At 33.7% G+C, this 17416-nt stretch carries 13 protein-coding genes; 4 read left to right on the forward strand and 9 right to left on the reverse strand.

Translation table 11 applies throughout. The features are described 5' to 3' along the window. Positions 1-52: 52 nt before the first annotated feature. From NLG42_RS21165 to NLG42_RS21180, 4 genes are all read left to right on the forward strand, one after another. Complete coding sequence (locus tag NLG42_RS21165) at positions 53-1003, forward strand: zinc metalloprotease (protein ID WP_257682245.1); 951 nt, start codon at positions 53-55, stop codon at positions 1001-1003. Positions 1004-1114: 111 nt separating this feature from the next. Beyond that, positions 1115-2206, forward strand: a complete 1092-nt coding sequence (locus NLG42_RS21170; RefSeq protein WP_099719022.1) for an AI-2E family transporter — start codon at positions 1115-1117, stop codon at positions 2204-2206. Positions 2207-2208: 2 nt separating this feature from the next. Next, on the forward strand, positions 2209-3393 hold the full coding sequence (locus tag NLG42_RS21175) for a THUMP-like domain-containing protein (RefSeq protein WP_257682246.1): 1185 nt from the start codon (positions 2209-2211) through the stop codon (positions 3391-3393). Position 3394: 1 nt separating this feature from the next. Next, positions 3395-3961 carry a hypothetical protein gene (locus NLG42_RS21180; protein ID WP_257682247.1) on the forward strand — a complete coding sequence of 189 codons (567 nt, stop codon included), beginning with the start codon at positions 3395-3397 and terminating at the stop codon, positions 3959-3961. A 4-nt stretch (positions 3962-3965) separates the two neighbouring features. On the opposite strand, the gene NLG42_RS21185 is transcribed toward NLG42_RS21180, so the two are convergent. The 9 genes from NLG42_RS21185 to NLG42_RS21225 all read right to left on the reverse strand — a co-directional run bounded on the left by NLG42_RS21185 (position 3966) and on the right by NLG42_RS21225 (position 17406). Then, a complete protein-coding gene (locus NLG42_RS21185; protein ID WP_089059203.1) occupies positions 3966-4610 on the reverse strand; it encodes a M15 family metallopeptidase in 645 nt (214 codons plus the stop codon). A 714-nt stretch (positions 4611-5324) separates the two neighbouring features. Continuing rightward, the gene (locus NLG42_RS21190) at positions 5325-6827 is read right to left on the reverse strand and encodes a TolC family protein (RefSeq protein ID WP_233207011.1); all 1503 of its coding nucleotides are present in this window, start codon (positions 6825-6827) and stop codon (positions 5325-5327) included. A 9-nt stretch (positions 6828-6836) separates the two neighbouring features. Continuing rightward, complete coding sequence (locus NLG42_RS21195) at positions 6837-9950, reverse strand: efflux RND transporter permease subunit (protein ID WP_257682248.1); 3114 nt, start codon at positions 9948-9950, stop codon at positions 6837-6839. A 33-nt stretch (positions 9951-9983) separates the two neighbouring features. Next, the gene (locus NLG42_RS21200) at positions 9984-11090 is read right to left on the reverse strand and encodes an efflux RND transporter periplasmic adaptor subunit (protein WP_089052784.1); all 1107 of its coding nucleotides are present in this window, start codon (positions 11088-11090) and stop codon (positions 9984-9986) included. 965 nt (positions 11091-12055) lie between these two features. Then, positions 12056-12847 carry a fatty acid desaturase family protein gene (locus tag NLG42_RS21205; RefSeq protein WP_257682249.1) on the reverse strand — a complete coding sequence of 264 codons (792 nt, stop codon included), beginning with the start codon at positions 12845-12847 and terminating at the stop codon, positions 12056-12058. 3 nt (positions 12848-12850) lie between these two features. Beyond that, the gene (locus NLG42_RS21210; protein ID WP_257682250.1) at positions 12851-13159 is read right to left on the reverse strand and encodes a hypothetical protein; all 309 of its coding nucleotides are present in this window, start codon (positions 13157-13159) and stop codon (positions 12851-12853) included. Between the two features lie 157 nt (positions 13160-13316). Beyond that, positions 13317-14222 carry a carbohydrate kinase family protein gene (locus NLG42_RS21215; protein ID WP_089059208.1) on the reverse strand — a complete coding sequence of 302 codons (906 nt, stop codon included), beginning with the start codon at positions 14220-14222 and terminating at the stop codon, positions 13317-13319. 332 nt (positions 14223-14554) lie between these two features. Then, positions 14555-16495 (reverse strand): OmpA family protein, encoded by a 1941-nt coding sequence (locus NLG42_RS21220; RefSeq protein ID WP_257682251.1) that lies wholly within the window; start codon positions 16493-16495, stop codon positions 14555-14557. A gap of 2 nt (positions 16496-16497) precedes the next feature. Next, entirely contained in the window at positions 16498-17406 is a 909-nt protein-coding gene (locus NLG42_RS21225; RefSeq protein ID WP_089059210.1) for a PorP/SprF family type IX secretion system membrane protein, read from the reverse strand. Positions 17407-17416: the final 10 nt, after the last annotated feature.

Below are 17416 nucleotides of genomic sequence, written 5' to 3' on the forward strand. Positions count from 1 at the left end.
TTGCGACATAAATAACCAAATTTAATTTTTTATAACAAAAACCCCAAGTATTATGAAAAAAGTTATTATTACCGCAATTACAGCATTAGTGCTGTTTTCATGTCAAAACGACCAATCTGAATCGTCAAATTCAGACACAAGTGCAATAACTCGTCGTGCTTGTGCCTCACAGGAAGTTTTAGAAGCACAATTAAAGGCCGATCCTACATTAGCCATTAGGATGAATGAAATTGAAGCCTTTACCAATCAAAAATTACTTACAAATCGTTTAGTGAATGGCAAAATCGAAATTCCAGTTGTTGTGAATGTTTTATACAAAACTGCAGCACAGAATATTTCGAATGCTCAAATTCAAACGCAAATCGATGTTTTAAACAAAGATTTCAACGCACAAAATTCTGATTTTGGAAATGTTCCTGCCTTATTTTCAGGAGTTAAAGCCAATGTAGGAATTACATTTGTTTTAGATCAAGTGATCAGAAAATCAACTACCAAAACTTCTTGGGGTACAAATGATGCCATGAAAAAAACGGCTCAAGGCGGTATTGCACCAACTTCTCCAACAACAAAACTAAATTTATGGTCTTGTGCTATTGGAGGCGGAATTTTGGGTTATGCACAATTTCCCGGCGGTGCTTCGGCTACTGATGGAGTTGTAATTGATTCTAAATACTTTGGTTTATCAGGCGCGGCAAATGCACCATTTAACCTTGGCAGAACTGGAACTCACGAAGTTGGTCACTGGATGAATCTACGCCACATTTGGGGAGATGCAACTTGTGGAAATGACTTAGTTTCTGATACACCTACTCACAATGCCGAAAACTATGGTGTTCCAGCATATCCTCATTACAGCACATGTACTGGAACTCCGGTAGAAATGACAATGAATTACATGGATTATGTTGATGACAATGCTATGTATATGTTTACAGAAGGCCAAAAAACAAGAATGGCTGCAATTTTCCTTTCGGGAGGACCAAGAGCTGCTTTTGGAATCTAGAACAGGTACAGCATTTATAAAACAAAGAGCGAGATGGTATCATCTCGCTTTTTTTTGTTTATCCAAAATTTTCAAAAGCTTTTTCCTATATTTATCCTCTAAAATTTAAATATGGTGACGTCAAAAACTATTTCAAACGGAATTTTAAGAGCTTTAACTACAATCTTACTTGTTGGCGCGGGACTCTATTTTTTATATGAAATTCAAAGTGTTATTGTTTACTTATGCATTTCTTTAATATTATGCCTAATTGCAAATCCGTTAGTGCAGTTTTTGAAAAACAAATTAAAATTCAGCAACTCATTAGCTGCCACCACAACGCTTATACTTTTTGTATTAGCATTAGTGGGTTTTATTTTACTATTTGTTCCATTAATTATCTCTCAAGCCAATAACTTATCGCTGCTGGACACTAACGCCTTACAGCAGCAATTTATTGAAACAGAAAAAAGTATCGAAAGTTATTTTAATATTCAGCACTTAGATTTGAATAAAGTTTTGAAAGAATCAAAGATAACTTCCATGCTGGATTTAACTTACTTTACAGGATTCTTGAATTCTATTTTCAGCTTTATGGCTGATATGGGTATGGGATTCGTTTCGGTATTTTTCATTACTTTTTTCTTCATTAAAGATCAAGATGCTTTTAAACTTTCTGCCAGAAAAATTCTGCCTGACACTAATGAAGACAAAATATTAAACTCAGTTGCCAAGATAAATCATTTTTTAACCCGTTATTTTATCGGTTTACTACTTCAATTAACTGTGGTATTTATTTTGTATTTTATTGTGCTTCTTATTTTTGGCAACAAAAATGCATTTGTAATTGCTTTTTTATGTGCAATTTTAAACATCATACCTTATATAGGACCAATTATTGGTACTATACTGGCGGCGTTATTAACTATGATCAGTTTAATTGGTCAAGATTTTCAATCGGAGATTTTACCTACGACCATTTATGTAGTCATAGGCTTTTTACTTGTTCAGGCTATTGATAATAATATCAGCCAGCCTATAATTTCATCAAAAAGTGTAAATTCGCATCCGTTAGAGATATTCTTGATTACGGTAATCAGCGGTATCACTTTTGGAATCGTAGGAATGATTATTGCAATTCCATTTTTTACGATGGTAAAAGTAATCTTAAAAGAATTTTTCCCTGACAACAAAATTGTCTCCGTATTAACTGAAAGAATTTAGCATTGAACTTTTCGATTTTAAACAAAAACATTCAAGAATTTATTACTCAAAATACTGGTGTTTCTATTAGTAAACTTGCACTTCAGAAAAATCCTTTTCCTGAGGTTGACTGGATAGCAGTTTTAAATCAAATCGAAGCCAGAACTAAAGCTAAAGATAAACTGCCAACTTGGTTCTCGACTGAAAACATTATTTATCCAAGTAAAGTTTCTGTAGAACAAACCTCATCAGAAAAAACGGCTGAATATAAAGCTTCTTTAATTTCTGGTAAATCTTTAATTGATCTTACTGGAGGTTTTGGTGTCGATGATTATTACTTTTCTAAAAAGTTTAAAGTTGTTGCGCATTGCGAAATTAATGAAGATTTATCCAATATTGTAAAACATAATTTACAGCAATTACAAATTAAAAATTGTTTTTGCTATGCAACGGATTCTACCAATATCTTAAAAGAATCAGATGCTGATGTCTGGGATTGGATTTATATTGATCCTTCTCGCCGAAATGATGCCAAAGGCAAGGTTTTTATGTTGAAAGACTGTTTGCCAAATGTTCCAGAATCATTAGACTTCTATTTTGAAAAATCGAATTCTATTTTAATTAAAACGGCTCCTTTACTGGATATTTCTGCAGGTTTATCTGAATTAAAATTTGTAAAAAACATTCATATAATTGCTCTAGAAAATGAGGTTAAGGAATTACTTTTTGAAATTCATAATCATTATAAAGGCAGCATTACTTTAAAAACGGCTAATATTCTAAAGGATAAAATTGAAACTTTTGAATTTGTTTTGGATGATGAAATGGATTTTATACCATATGAATTGCCTAAAAAGTATATTTACGAACCTAATTCGGCAATAATGAAATCTGGCGGATTTGATGAAGTAAGCTCGATTTTTAAAATTGGTAAACTGCATAAACATTCGCATTTATATACATCTGACGAATTAATTGATTTTCCAGGGCGCACTTTCGAAATTGAGAAAGTGATTCCGTATAGTAAAAATGATATGAAAACGGAGCTTGTAAATGAGCAGGCAAATATTACCACGAGAAATTTTCCTGAAACGGTAGAGAACATTCGAAAAAAATGGAAAATAAAAAATGGAGGTAATAAATATTGTTTTTTTACAACTGATAAAAATGACAACAAAATAGTTTTAATTTGCACAAAAATAATTTAAAATGAAACACTTAATTACGCTAACCTTTTTTTTATTAACCTTTACCGCATTTGCACAAAAACCATGTGAATACAGTACTAATGTTACCGATTCTATTGGGACTTATAAAATAACTAATGAATATTTAGTAAGCGAGAAAAACTTTGGAGGTACTTCCAGCTACATTTTCTTTTCGCTGGCGCAAACTGATGGTCTTCCAACTTTGAACGTGCAGTTGATTCAAAAAAGTAAAGACTTTATGAAAGCCAACTGTTTGGATAAAAACTCAAAAATATTTTTGCAGTTAGAAAATGGTAAAATTGTTACTTTACTACATATCAATCAAGAAAACTGCGGCACTTTACTTCGCGATGATAAAGGTTTTGACAACCGTGTAAATACAGGAATTTTTATGTTCATGAAAGATAACTTTGAGGAATTGAAAAAATCCCCTGTTTCGATCATGAGAATTAAGTACTTGACTGATATAGATGATTATATTGTAAAAAGCGAGTTGGTTTCTGAAATGAACGGCAAGACGTTCCAGCCCAATACTTACTTTATGCAAAACATAAGATGTGTTGAATAATTAATTATTCACAGTTCCATTTTTGATTAGAAACAGGGTCTTTGAGCCCTGTTTTTAAATTATAGTGCCACCATTCTGAATCGAACGGGTTGAATCCATTTTGAATCATTATTTTTTTTAGAAATTTTCTATTCGATTTTACTTTTCTAGGAAGTGTTGGAAAGCTGTGGCTTGCCTCAAATCCAAAGTAATCAAAAGAAGTTCCCATTTCCAGCTCTTTGCCGTTAGAATCTACCAATGTAATATCTACAGCTCCTCCTCTATTATGTATAGATCCTTTTTTCGGGTCTGCAACATATTCTGGTTTTGGAACAATCTCCCACATTTTTTTCTGAATTGATAAAGGTCTGTAACAGTCGAAAAGCTTAATTCTATAGCCTTTTTCTATAAAATCTTTATTGGCGGCAATTAAAGCTTTAACTGTTTTGTAGCGAAGTAAACACTCCGCGCAATCGTACACTTTTGCTTTCAAAAAATTGTCTTCGGTCGCATATTTCATATCGTACACAAAATCTTTACTGTAGTCTTTTAAGTTTACAAAAGTTGTATCCGCAACTTCTTTGGGACTTGCATATGTTTCGTTTTGAGCATTTGCAGAGATTATTGAAAAAAAAGCGATTACAAAAAGAGTTTTGGTTAATTGTACCATGAGTTTTAAATTTTGAAAAAATGAAATTACTCAAAAAATTGCCAATCTCCTATTTAATCGGTTTTCAAATAGATAATTTTGATTTTTCTTTTGGCTGATTAATTGAATGAGTCGTCATAAATCAAAATATAATTTACCCGTTATTCCTTTTTACAAACTCTGTAATTTCTTTCAATGAATTGGGAATTGAAGATGGATACGAAGGAAATGAATCGATCATAAAAATAATGGACTTAATTGTGTCGTCTACCCGATATGTTATCTTATAACAAAATGAACTTATTTTATTGACAGATATAATATTCTCAAATAATATCTTTTGAGTATTAGTTTCTAAAAACTTATCTCCTAAATAGACTATTTCTAGTTTTCTAAATCTTAATATCCATGCAATAGAAAAAATTAAAGTTGGAAAAAATATAAATGCTAAATTTCTAAATGTAAAATCAAAAATTGAAAAGCCCAAAAACAATACTAGTAAATTTACAGAGAGAATTATTGGAATAATTTTTCTTCGAAAGTATGTCGTGTTACTAGATATTCTTTTCATACTATTTAATTTGACTTCTTAACTATTTAGCCAGATTCCATTCGTCTCGATAAATATAAATATTTTTCTTTAACTAAGTTTTTTTCATACAAAGGATAAACAAAAAAATGCGCAAAAGTCAGAGACCTTTACGCATTTTATTAGAGATAGTATTGAAGAAGTTTTTAGTTAATTCCTCCTCCTAAAGCTTTGTATAACAATACTTGTGAACTTACATTTTTAAATTGTATGTCTACAAAATCAAGTTCTGCCTGAAGCATATCTTTTTGTGCGTTTATTATTTCCAGATAATTGGCATAACCGCTCAAATACAAATCATTTGACACATTTACTGCAATTTCAAGATGTTCAACTTGTTTTGATTTGTATTTTAGAACATCTTCAAACGCTTTTGTGCGATACAACAACGCACTCAATTCATTGTAAGCGGTCGTGATCGAATTTTGATATTCTAAAAAGCTAATCTGCTGTCTGCGATTGGCGGTAAAAAATTCATGTTTAATTTGTCCTTTATTAAATATTGGCGCAGTAATTCCGCCCAATAACTGCCAAGCAAATGATCCGCTGTCGAAGAATGTTGCAAAAGAAAACGAATTAAGACCAACATAACCTCCTAAGTTTACTGTTGGAAAAAAAGCGGCTCTCGCCGATTTTGCATCTGCTTTTGTAGCCAGTAATTCGAAATAAGCCTGAGAGACATCTGGTCGATTATGTATGATTGAATCAACACTCATTTTTTGATTCAGCACTTCAAGATGTCCTGATAGAAAATCTTTACTTCTGGTTACTTTACCTCCATATTCACCTAAAAGAGTCAGCAAAGCTTTTTCTGTTTGATCTATACTAAGGTTCAATTCTTCGGCTTCAGCCAAAATACTATTGTTTTGAGCATTAAATTGCTGCACAGCTAATTCTGTTGCTTTACCAACTGCACGCTGTGCCGAAACAATATCAAGGGCACGCTGCTGCGTTTTTAAGTTTCGCTCATAAATTACTTTTTGCTTGTCGAGGGCAATAAGCTTAAAATAAAGCTCAGCAACATCGCTCAATAATCTTGTCTGCAACAATCTTACTCCTTCTTGTGATGCAAGAAATCTTTGTTGGGCAGCTTTTTTTCTATTGCTCAGTTTTCCCCATATATCAGCTTCCCAAGATACTTTTCCTCCTAAAAACAAATTGGGAGTTACATCTGTATTAATTCTTTGTTTTTCTGATATGTTCTGCGAGAAATTAGTATCAAAGTTCCCTACACCATCCATAGTGTATTTACCGTAATGTGTTCCTGAAACATCAGCACCAATATCAAATGATGGCAGTAAAGCTAATTTTGCCACTTTTAGATGCGAATTTGCAATGAGAATTCTCTGCTGCATTGCTAAATAATCAGGATTTTGAGCTACTGCTATGTCTAACAGTTTTTCCAGCTCTGGATCTTTAAAATACGATTCTGTTTTTAGTGGTGTAAATGTCTGCTGGCTGTCTGTTGTTTTTGGATTTGAGGCAAAATTTTCAGGCAGTGTTTTTACCTTCTGCTGCTCTGCCTCTTTCGGGGCAGAACAGGCAGAAAGTAACATTAAAAACACAACTACAAGTACATATTTTGATTTATTCGTGGTGAGATATATTGACTCTGTATGTTTAAGAAATTTTCTAAAATTATTTTTCATTGTTTTCATTTATTTATTCCAAGCTTTTTCAATTTTTGCAAACAGGATGTAAAGCCCCGGAATTATTACCAGTCCAAAAACAGTTCCTATTAACATTCCTCCTGCAGCTGCAGTACCAATAGATCTGTTTCCAATTGCACCAGCTCCAGAGGCAATACACAATGGTATAAGCCCAGAAATAAAAGCAAATGAGGTCATCAAAATAGGTCTGAAACGTAATCTTGCGCCTTCAATTGCTGCTTCGGTAATTCCCTGCCCCAGCTTGTTCTGGGCAATCGCAAACTCTACAATCAAAATGGCATTCTTGGCGAGGAGCCCTATAAGCATGACTAAGGCGACTTGGGCATAAATATTATTGTCTAAGCCCACTGCCAGCAATGCGAGATAGGAACCAAAAACTCCTACAGGCAAACTTAAAAGCACTGGAAACGGAAGCAGTAAACTCTCGTATTGTGCGGCAAGTAATAAGTAGACGAAAAGGATACATAATGCAAAGATGTAAATGGTCTGGTTTCCTGATAGAATTTCTTCACGTGTCATTCCTGACCATTCAAGTTCAAATCTGCTTGGCAGCTTTTCGGCTGCGATTTTTTCTACTGCAGCAATGGCTTCTCCAGAACTGTATCCATCTGCTGGTTCACCATTGATCATAGCTGACATATACATATTATAACGGGTTAAAACCTCTGGACCGTAAACTCGTTCTAGTTTTATAAATGTTGAAAATGGCACCATTTCGCCTGCATCATTTTTAAGATACATGTCTAGAATACTTTCTGGATTTTTTCTAAACTGCGGACTTGCTTGTACCATTACTTTATACATTTGAGAAAAACGAATAAAGTTTGTGGCATAAAACGATCCCAGCATGGTTTGCAAAGTAGACATGGCGTTGTCTACAGATATTCCTTTTTTGGCCGCAAGATCATAATCAATATGTATTAAATACTGCGGGAATGTAGCATCAAAACTTGTAAATGAATTTTGTATTTCTGGCGAAGCATTCAATTCTTTAATAAAGTTTTTGGTAACTGCATCAGTATTATTAATCGTTCCGCCTGATTTGTCCAATAAACGCAATTCAAAACCGCTGGTGTTACCAAAACCAGGAACTGTAGGCGGTGCAAAAACTTCAATTTGTGCATCTGCAATACCTTTTGTTTTCTGCGAAAGCATTGTAATAAATTCATTTACAGAAATGTTTCGATCTTTCCAGTCTTTCAGATTTATCATTCCCATACCATAAGAAGCTCCTGCAATTTCAGTAACGATACTGTAACCTGCAAGAGTTGTTACGTTGTCAACTCCATCAATTTGTTTAGCAATACGAGTTACTTCATCAAGCACTTTTTCGGTACGTTCTACGGTAGCTCCTTGCGGTGTAGTTACGTTTACATACACCATTCCCTGATCTTCTGAAGGTATGAATCCTGAAGGTAAGAACTTAGAAGTTCCCCAAGTAAGGAAACAGAACAAAACTAAAAGCCCGATGGTCATAGAACTTCTGTCTGCAAATTTTGACAATACTCTGATGTATTTTGAAGTAATGTTGTCGAACCACGCATTAAAACGAACAAAGAAACGATCTAATAATGATGTTTTCTTTTTATTTGGATCATGCGGTTTAAGCATTATAGCGCACAAAGCTGGTGTTAATGTAAGGGCGTTAATTCCAGAAATTACAATACTAATTGCCATAGTAAGCGAAAACTGTCTGTAGAAAACTCCAACAGGACCGCTCAAGAATGCAACTGGTATAAACACGGCTGCCATAACAATGGTAATCGCAATAACGGCTCCTGTAATTTCTTTCATCGCACTAATTGTTGCGGGCAGAGGCGCCATATGTTCTTCGGAAATTTTAACATGGACGGCTTCTACAACTACAATGGCATTATCGACAACGATTCCTATGGAAAGTACTAGGGCAAAAAGGGTAAGCAGGTTTATAGAGAATCCCATCATCGACATAAAAGCAAATGAACCAATTAAGGCTACTGGCACTGCCAATACTGGTATTAATGTAGAACGCCAGTCTTGCAGAAATATAAAAACAACAAAAGCTACTAGAATAAAGGCTTCTATTAATGTTTTTAAAACTTCATCTATTGAGGCATCAAGGAAACGAGATACATCATAAGCAATGTTATAATCCATTCCTGGAGGGAAAGACGATATTTTCAGCTCTGCCATTTTTTCTTTTACACTGGCAATTACTTCAGAGGCATTTGAACCTGGCCTTTGTTTCAACATGATTGAAGCCGAAGGTTTACCGTCGGTTTTAGAAACCATTCCGTAACTCATTGCTCCAAATTCGATATTAGAAATATCTTTTAATCGTAAGATTGTTCCATCTGAATTGGCACGAAGCGGTACTTCTTCATATTGTTTAGGTTCGAAGAATTTCCCTCCGTATTTTATTACATATTGAAGTTGATTGTCAAGCTGCCCTGATCCTTCTCCAACTTTACCGGGAGCTGCAGAAATATTTTGTTTTTGCAGTGAAGTTATCACTTCGTTTGCCGAGATGTTATAGGAAAGCATTTTTTGCGGATCCAGCCATACTCGCATTGAGTATTCTTTCTGTCCCATAATCTCAGCACGACCTACTCCATCAATACGTTTTAATTCCTGAAGAATATTAATATCCGTAAAGTTGAAGATAAATTGTTCGTCCTGCGTTTTATCAGTACTTGTAATATTTAAGTACATTAACATACTATTTACCTCCTTTTCGGTAGTTACTCCGGCTCGTATTACTTCTTCGGGAAGTTCGTCTAGTATGGTTGTTACTCTGTTTTGAACGTTTACAGCGGCAAGATCAGGGTCTGTTCCTACTTCAAAGAAAACCTGAATTAGGGTTAAACCATCATTTGAGGTAACGGTAGACATATAAGTCATTCCCGGTACACCATTTATAGCTCGTTCTAAAGGAAGTGCCACGGCATTGGCCGATACTTCGGCATTGGCACCTGTATATTTTGCCGTTACGGTTACAGACGGCGGTACAATATCGGGAAACTGCGTTATGGGTAATTGAAACAAAGCCAATAACCCCAAAAGTACTATCATCACGGATATAATAAGTGACAATATTTTTCTTTTGATAAACAACTCTATCATTTTATATTTTTTTAGTAATAATTATGTAATGGCTTATAAGCTTACACTTTGTGCGTCTCTAATATTAATCTTATCTCCATCTCGAAGTGATTGGGTTCCTTCATGTACAATAAGATCATTCTTTTTTAATCCTTTCTTCAAAATGTAAACATCATCAAGAGTGCTTCCAATAACAATATTGGTCATTTTTACAATTCCTCCTTTGTCAACTACAAACACGAATTGCTTGTCTTGGATAGAGAAAACTGCTTTTTGCGGAATTAAAACAACATTGGTTCTTGGCTCTGAAATAATTAATTTCCCAGATGTTCCGTGTTTGATAAAACCTTGCGGATTATGAAATTTGGCTTTGTACTGAATTGAACCTGTTTGTCTGTCAATTTCTCCATCGGCTGTTTTTAATTCTCCTGTTTGACCGTAAACCATACCATTTGGCAATACTAATTTGATATCGCCTTTGGTATTAAGACTTTTATCTGCCATCATTTGAAAATAAATATTTTCAGGTATTGAGAAATAGGCATATACATCGTCTAATTGTGAAACTGTCGTCAACAAAGAGCCGTTTTCTACTAAGCTTCCTTCTTTAAATGGAATACGATCTACAGTTCCGTCAAAAGGTGCTGTTATCGTTGTAAAACTAATTTGCTGTTTTATCGCTTTTCTCTCTGCCGAAGCGTGAGCAACTTTAGCATTTGCTGCATCATGTTTTGCTTTTGATAATTCTAATTCTTTATCAGCAATTACTTTTTTATTAAAAAGAGTTTGAGCTTGCTCCAGTTCAACTGTAGCAATTCGAAGGTCTGCTAATGTGCTTTTGTAAACAGCTTCGGCTTTTAAAAGTTGTATTTGAAGTTCTACGTCGCTGATCTTAAAAAGAATTTGTCCTTTTTTTACTCTTTGTCCTTCGCTTACATAAACTTTATCTAGTAATCCAGGGATACGAACATGAATTTCGACATTATTTTTAGCATGTACATCAGCAACAAATCGATTTGAAACGATGGTATCTTTTACAGTTACCTTATATACAGGCAGTGTTTTTATATTTGCGGATTTTTTTTCGGCTTTATCTCCGCAAGAAGCTAGAAATAAAACAGAGAATGCGTACAAAAGGAATTGTTTTTTACTAATGCTCATAATTGTTTTTTAAAAATTACATAAATATACTGGCTCCCTATATTGATTTATAGGGAGTGGTAAATGGGTTAAATACTGAAAATAGGGAGTTTATCGTATACTGCTTATTGTTTTAAGCAGCACCGTTTTATGGCATATTTTTATAGCGCAAATACCTTTATAAAATAAATACAAAGCAGTATTGCAGAAAGTTGTTTCTGTATATAAAAATAAAAGGGAAATGGGAAATCTAGAAGAGTTGGTACAAATGAAGGTGTGTATGACGCTGAATTTGATATATGTTTGCTATACCATAAATCAAGCTGTCTTCGAAGACCTTAAAATGTACTAATTTGGTAAAATATAAGCTTTTTAAAATATTGCTGTCTGAAGAGACTGCACGAGATTTCATCTTCTTTTTGACTATAAAATGTATATCCAGATCTTTGGATATAATTAGCGCTGAAGGTAAAACCTCTGGTATTTCTGATGTTGAAAGGAAATCCTGACCATGACAAATCGAAAACTCAGAAGGGTGCTTAAAGTACTCCGCGCTACTTGTAAAAGTGAGCAGAAAGAGTAAAATAACACTTATGAACTTAATTTGTTTCATGAACGCAAAGCGAAGGATTACAATATTTGTTGTTTGAAAAGAGTATACTTTTCTTGATGGTGGGCCAAATATAGTAATTTGAAAAGTAACCGATTCTTAAATTTTTCCAAAAAAAGCAAAATACCTAAGCCAAATCAGATTTTTTAAAGAATAAACCTCTAGTTGTTTATTTTATTTACAAATCATTAACTTTTCATTTACATTCTTAGCTGCATTTCTATATGAAAAAGATAGGATTTAGTCCTTTTAGTGTAATCATTTTTTATGCAGACTTTAAAAATTAGTCTTAAAAATGCTCCAGAGGAGCATTACAGCCACAATAAACTTCTCTAATATTCAATGTAAAGGGCTAGAAATTAACTAAGACGAATCTTTATATTTCTCCTGTTATCATGATATTTTCTTTCACGCCTTTATTTTTGAGCATTCTAAAGTGTGACCGAACTGCATGATAAAACGGATAGGAAGTATAAGGAAGATCGTATTCTTGCGCGTAACGCATAATAATTGGTGTTATATAAGGATAATAAGTATGTCCGACACCTGGAAAAAGATGATGCGCAACATGATGTGTAAAGCCTCCGTATAAAAAATTCGCCAATTTACTATTGGTACTGAAATCTTTAGTAACAATCATTTGATGCATTGCCCAAGTTGCTGATAAATTTCCATCTTCATCCGTTTCAGGAAAATGTGCATCTTCATCTACATGTGTTGACACGAGTGCGACAACTCCCAACATACTGCCGCACAAATGCATCGAAAACCAGCCTGCTAAAACTATATACCAAGGTTGCTTTAATACAATCATGGGAATAAAAAGCAGATAAATCAGGTTGACCGCTTTTGCTAAAAACAGTTTGTATATTTCTTTTTGCGGAATGTTCTCGACTACTTTTTTTACATAATTATTTCTCTTTCCAAAAAAGTCTTTGAAATCACGAATATAAATCCAATTTAAGCTGTACAGCGGATAAATAAACCACATATAAATATGCTGATATTTATGATAATTGAACAATGGACTGTTTGGAAAAATCCTTATGATGTCACTTTGCTTAATATCAATGTCCCAATCGGGAACATTTGGATATGCATGATGAAGATTGATATGTCGCCTTGTCCAAAGCCAATGATTACCACCAAAAAGCTCCAGCACATACATAAACTATTCATTATGTTTTGATTTTTTAAATAAGGCTCCATGCGCAGCGTCATGAAAGGCATTTATAAAAAGTACGATCATAGTTATACCGCACAAAATATAGAAAAAGAATAATAAAGGGGTACTATTTCCAAACAGTAGAATACAAGTATAAGAGGAAAAGAAAAGTACCAAAAGTCCTAACGACTTAATAATGTTGAATAGGTACAAAGATGAGTTTTGTAATACCGTTTCGTTCACTTCTGTGCGCAACTTCTTAAAAAAATCATCAGTACCGGCTTTAAGATACACCGGGCGTTTTAATTTTTCCATAATGGTTTTGACTAGAAATTCTTACATCAAATTTAATAAAAAAAAAGTTAAAACACACGAAAACAAAGCATTACAAAACTCAAAAAAGACTATCTTTTTATATCGAAAACAAAAAAACCGTTCTATTGAACGGCTTTAAATATTCAGATTTTATATTTTACGCTCTAACTCTTTTCATTATTGCTTCAATTTGGGCCTGTGAAATTTCAGGGTTTGCTCCTGGAGCTTCGGCAACCAAACCACCAACTGCACATGCAAAATCAATAGCATTTTGCGGCTCTTTACCAGTGAGCAGTGATGTAATTAAGGCTGCTAAAAATGAATCTCCTGCGCCTACTGTATCAGCTACTTTTACTGGATAACCGACATTTTCATACAATTGTCCTTCCCACATTAATAAAGCACCGTCTTTACCTCTAGTGACACACATGGCTTTTACTTTTGTTCGCTCGGCAGCAAACTGCATATTTTCTTCTAAACTTGAAAAAGGAGAATTCATTACGGAAGTAATTTCTAATAATTCTTCGTCATTAAATTTTACAAAATCAGCCGTATTCATTAGATGTTCTATAATTTCATAGGTATAATGAGGTTTTCTTAAATTGACATCAAAAACTTTGTAAACACTTGATTTCAATAGTTCGTCAAGCGAATTTCTTGATACTTGATCTCGACAAACTAAACTGCCGTATATTAAAACATCAGCATTAGCAGCTAATTCTTTGGCTGAATCATTCAATACAATTTTATCCCAAGCTGATGGATATTTTATTTCATAACTTGCAGATCCTTGCTCGTTTAATGTAACGTTTACTAATCCTGTTGCAAATTCTTCTGATTTAAAAATAGCCGCAGTTTCAAGTCCTAGACTTTTTACATAATCAATAATTGCTTCTCCATCTGCGTCCTTTCCTACACAACTGATCATGGCCGATTCGCATCCTAATGTTTTCATTCGCATTGCAACATTAAGAGGTGCACCGCCAATTTTTCTTTCATTGACAAAAACATCCCAAAGCACTTCACCATAGGCCACTGCCTTAAGTTTTTTTATATTGCTCATTGTTAATTTGTTTACTATTACTACTATTCAAGTGGTATAATCGAAAACGCAGAAAATGTGATTTTCTTTCCTTCTGCGATTAATCGTTATCTTTTTATGAAAAAAGGATATTATAAAAATAAGATATTTTTTGGGATGAATTATATTCTGAATCTTTAAAAAAGTGAACTCAACCTCCAAATAATTATGATAATCCTGAGACATAAAGAGCTGTTATTACAAAATGATATAGAACAAAAAAAACCGCTCAATTGAGCGGTTTTAAACAAAAATTCAAATCTAATAAGTACGTAAACTTGAAATTTGGGATCGATTTTTTTACTTTTCTAAAGCTATTGCATCGAAACGATAATGAATTCGCTTCTTCTGTTTAGTTGATGTTCTTCTTCTGTACAATTTACATTATCGGAACATTTATTAACCAATTGACTTTCACCATAACCTCGTCCAGTTAATCTAGCTGGGGAAATTCCTTGTTTTACCAACCAGTCAATAGTTGCTTTTGCTCTTTTGTTAGACAAAGTCAGATTGTATTTTTCAGTCTGTCTGCTGTCAGTATGCGAGCGAACATCTATTTTCATCGCTGGGTATTGCTTCATTACGGCTAAAACTTTCTCTAACTCAAAAGCAGCTTCTTTGCGAATAAATGATTTATCTAAATCAAAATAAATAATAGGAATATTTAAGGTTTTCGCTAGATCTGTTCCAATACCAATTTCTTTAATCTGTTTTTCGAGCTTAATATCCAGTTTTGATTTATCATCTGTCGGCTGAATTAGAATTGGTGTTTCGCTGGTTTCATAGTTTTCCTTCGCTGCTCTTACATGATAAGTTGTATTGCATTTTACTTGAAATTTGTAAGTTCCATCAGTACCTGAAGTTACTGCTGTGATTTGTTGAAATTTATCATCAAGCAAAATTACTTTTGCTCCACTTAAAACTTCATTGGTTTGAGAATCTCTAATAACTCCTGATAACTCTTTTTCGCAATTTAATTTTCTAGTTTCTACAAATTTGTAAATATCATCACTGCCATTCCCTCCATCTTTATTTGATGAGAAAAAACCTTTTCTGGTATTGTTGTCTATTACAAAGGCAAAATCATCAAATTTTGTATTTACAGGTTCTCCGATATTCTGAACTGGACCAAAAGAAGCATCGTCATTAATTTTTGCTGTAAATATGTCTAAACCTCCTAATCCCGGACGCCCATCAGTGGCAAAGTAAAGTTCATTATCTCCTGCTATAAAAGGAAATGTTTCTCTGCCTTCGGTATTAATTGCCGCGCCAAGATTTTCGGGTTTCCCAAATGTACCATCACTATTAATTGCAACACTATACAAATCAGATTGTCCTAAACTTCCCGGCATATCCGATGCAAAATACAATTTCTTCTCGTCTGCACTTAAAGCGGGATGTGCTGTGCTGTATTGATCACTATTAAATGGCAATTCGACAACATTTGTCCATTTATCATTGACCAAATCGGCTTTATACAATTTTAATAAAGTAACTCTCTTCTCATCCTTCCCTTTTTTCCCTTTTAAAAAATTATTTCTTGTGAAATACATTGTTTTTCCATCTTTGGTAAAAACAGGAGTAGATTCGTTAAATTTCGAATTAATTTTTTTGTCAAATCGAACGGGCTCTTCGAGACTTCCATCAGCTTTTAACTGTGCAGCATATAAATTTGTAAAAGACTTGTTTGTCCATTTAAATGTTGATCGTGTTACATTTCCTGTATCGCGAGCAGAAGCAAATATTAATTTATTGTTTAAAAGTGTGCTTCCGTAATCTGATTGTTTTGAATTAATGCCGGCATCAGCAATTATAAATCTTCCTGAATTGGCTTTAATCTGCTCTAAATAATTTTTATTTTTTTCAAATAAAACTCCTCTTGTATCTGTTTTAACTTTCTCATTAAAGGCTTCGAGCATTTTATCTGCTTTAGCATAATCACCAATAGATTTTAGTGTTTGTGCATAACGATAATAGTATTCTGGTTCTTGCTGATTGTTTAAAGAAAATAAGGCATCGTACCATTTTGCAGCTTTGGCAAGCTCTGCATTAAAATAATAAGCGTTCCCCAATCTTTGAAACATTTTTTCGTCTTTATACCCTTTATCGGCCACTTTTTCATAGATCGAAATGGCGTCTATATAAGCATACTGATTGTAATCTTTCTCGGCTTTATTTAAAACTCCTTTTTGTGCTGCGGCATTAAAACTTATTGCAGACAAAAAAACGGTGCAAATTATATTTTTAATTTTCATAATTAGAAGAATCTTGGTGAAGTAATTCGGCCATATTTGTTTATAAATTCGAAACGAAGAAATATCTCATGTGAACCTGAATTATAGTTCACTAATTTGGTTGTTTCGCGATCATATGCATAACCTAAATACAAGCCGTCAGTAATTTGAAATCCTGCTAATGCACTTACAGAAGCACTCCATCTATAGGCTAATCCGATAACAAACTTCTCATTAAACATAAAATTTGCCGATGCATCAACTTGAAGCGGAGAACCTTCGACCATTTTAGTCATAACAGCGGGTTTGAATTTAATCATCTCATAACGATCTAAATTGAATACATAACCTGCAATTAAATAATAGTTAATTCTGTCTTTATAAATAGAAACATCATTGTCGTCATAACGATTCGTTTGAATAAAGTTAGGAATCGACAAACCTACGTAAGCTTTATCTGTATGCCAGTAAACACCTGCTCCAATATTGGGCGTGAATTTATTTTCAAAATCCTGAAACTGGGGATCTCCTTGATCTTCCGGCGTTAGTTTTGTGGGATCAAGCTTAAATAAATTTGCTGATCCTTTTATACCAAAAGAAAGTTTTGCTGTTGCAGATGTTGGTATTGAATAGGAAAAGTCTGCAGCTAAGTTGTTTTCATTTGTAGGACCTATTTTATCATTTATTAATGAAACTCCTAATCCTACATTACTGCCTATTGGAGTATTTATAGAAAAACTGCTGGTTTCTGGCGCACCATCTAATCCAACCCACTGGGTGCGATATAATCCAAAAACACTCATAACACCACGTGAACCGGCATATGCGGGATTTATATTAATGGTATTATACATGTATTGTGTAAACTGTGCATCTTGCTGTGCAAAACTGGCAGCGGAACAAAACAATAAAACTAAAACTAATTTTCTCATTGATTTTATT

It is taken from the genome of Flavobacterium plurextorum, assembly GCF_024638035.1.
GTDB lineage: Bacteria > Bacteroidota > Bacteroidia > Flavobacteriales > Flavobacteriaceae > Flavobacterium > Flavobacterium plurextorum.